Below are 1956 nucleotides of genomic sequence, written 5' to 3' on the forward strand. Positions count from 1 at the left end.
CCTTCGAGCGCACGCTCGAGCCGTTCCGCGGGTTCATGGCCACGCGGATCGACCCGGACACCTTCGCCAACATTGCGGACCTGCGTCCCGATGCGCGCGGCACCGAGCTCGATCCCGGCGCACCGCTGTCATTGCTGGTGCCAAGCTTCATGCTCTCCGAGATCGCCCGCGCCTTCCAGGTCGGCTTCCTGATCTTCCTGCCGTTCCTGATCATCGACCTCGTGGTCGCGGCGGTGCTGATGTCGATGGGCATGATGATGGTGCCGCCCGCCATCGTGTCGCTGCCCTTCAAGCTGGCCTTCTTCGTCATCGCCGACGGCTGGTCGCTGCTCGCCGGGTCACTGGTGCGAAGTTATTTCTGAAGGAAGACGGAAGACGGAAGACGGAAGACGGGTGCGATGCGTGTGGCGCGTGGTCCAATGACGTCATGACGTCGAAAGTTGCGGTCCCGCCGAGCCATTGCGCCAAGGCTCATGACATCATGTGCTGAAGGCCAATATGCGCACTCGAGGCACGCAAGGCGCGCGACGCCATCATGCCCAGACCGGAAGCCCCCCGCTCAATATTCCGGATCTTCGGGGACGTCCGCGTGCAGGTGGCGCTCGCCGCGGGCGCGGGCGAGCGCGATCTGCTTCTGGCGCTCGCGGAAGCGGGCCTTGTCCTCGTCCGAGGTCTCGTCGATGCAGAGATGGCAGGACACGCCCTGCTCGAACTCGGGGCGCTCGCGGTCCTGCGGCAGGATCGGCCGGCGGCAGGCGTGGCACAGCTGGTGCGGTCCCTCGCGCAGGCCGTGTCCGACCGACACGCGGCCGTCGAAGACGAAGCATTCGCCCTGCCACGAGCTGTCGTTGGCGGGCACGTCCTCGAGGTACTTCAGGATCCCGCCCTTGAGGTGGTAGACCTCTTCGACGCCCTGCCCGAGCAGGTAGTTGGTCGATTTCTCGCAGCGGATCCCACCGGTGCAGAACATCGCGATGCGCTTGTTGTGGAAGCGCTCCTTGTTGGCTTCCCACCACGCGGGAAACTCGCGGAAGCTCGCGGTGTGCGGGTCGATGGCGCCCTCGAAGGTGCCGATGGCGATCTCGTAGTCGTTGCGGGTGTCGATGACCGCCACGTCCGGCGCGCGGATCAGGTCGTTCCAGTCCGCGGGCTCGACGTAATGCCCCACGCGCGCAAGCGGGTCGACGTCGGGCTGGCCCATGGTCACGATCTCGCGCTTCAGCCGCACCTTCATGCGGGCGAAGGGGCGCTCCTCGGCGGTCGAGAGCTTCCACTCGATGTCGGCGCAGCCGGGCAGGGCGCGGACATGGGCGAGCACCGCGTCGATGCCCTCACGCGGGCCGGCGACGGTGCCGTTGATGCCCTCGCGCGCCAGCAGCAGCGTGCCGGTGACGGCGTGGTCGCGGCACAGATCGAGCAGCGGTTGCCGCAGGGAGTACGGATCGTCGAACCGGGTGAAATGATAGAGCGCGCAGACGGTGAACATGGCGCGACAGATAGGCCCGCGACGCGACCCCACGCAAGCGGTCAGGACGCCGCGGTCCCGAAAATTCCGCCGCATGCCGCGCATATTCGTGGCGAAATCTGCGCAAATCTCTGGAGAATAGGGTTTTTCGCTTTGCTGATCAGGCCCCGGCTCCTAGGGTCGTGCCAATATCCGGCGGATCCCGCGTCAGAGACGGGGCCGGGAACACAAGCGAGGGACAGGCGCATGGGCTTTCTCGACACGATCTTCAACGCGATCAACGATCTGACATGGGGGTGGGCGCTGGTGCCCTTCCTCGTCGTGCTCGGGGTGTTCTTCACCGTGGCGAGCGACTTCGTGCAGTTCCGCTTCTTCAAGCGCATGTTCAATGTCCTGCGGGCGGGCAGCGAGACCGACGACCCGTCAAAGATCAGCGCCCGCGAGGCGCTTTTCGTGTCGGTCGGCGGCCGCGTCGGCGGCGGCAACATCGC

General features: G+C 66.3%; 1 protein-coding gene and 2 pseudogenes. 2 read left to right on the forward strand and 1 reads right to left on the reverse strand.

The genetic code is table 11. From position 1 onward, the window contains the following. A pseudogene (locus HC022_RS25215) lies at positions 1–362 on the forward strand (flagellar biosynthetic protein FliP); the annotation flags it as partial. 197 nt (positions 363–559) lie between these two features. Here HC022_RS25215 and HC022_RS25220 read toward each other — a convergent pair. Continuing rightward, on the reverse strand, positions 560–1486 hold the full coding sequence (locus HC022_RS25220; protein ID WP_167454218.1) for a rhodanese-related sulfurtransferase: 927 nt from the start codon (positions 1484–1486) through the stop codon (positions 560–562). Positions 1487–1711: 225 nt separating this feature from the next. Here HC022_RS25220 and HC022_RS25225 point away from each other — a divergent pair. After that, positions 1712–1956, forward strand: a pseudogene (locus tag HC022_RS25225) (sodium:alanine symporter family protein); the annotation flags it as partial.

It is taken from the genome of Salipiger sp. HF18, assembly GCF_011806505.1.
Classification (GTDB): Bacteria; Pseudomonadota; Alphaproteobacteria; order Rhodobacterales; family Rhodobacteraceae; genus Salipiger; species Salipiger thiooxidans.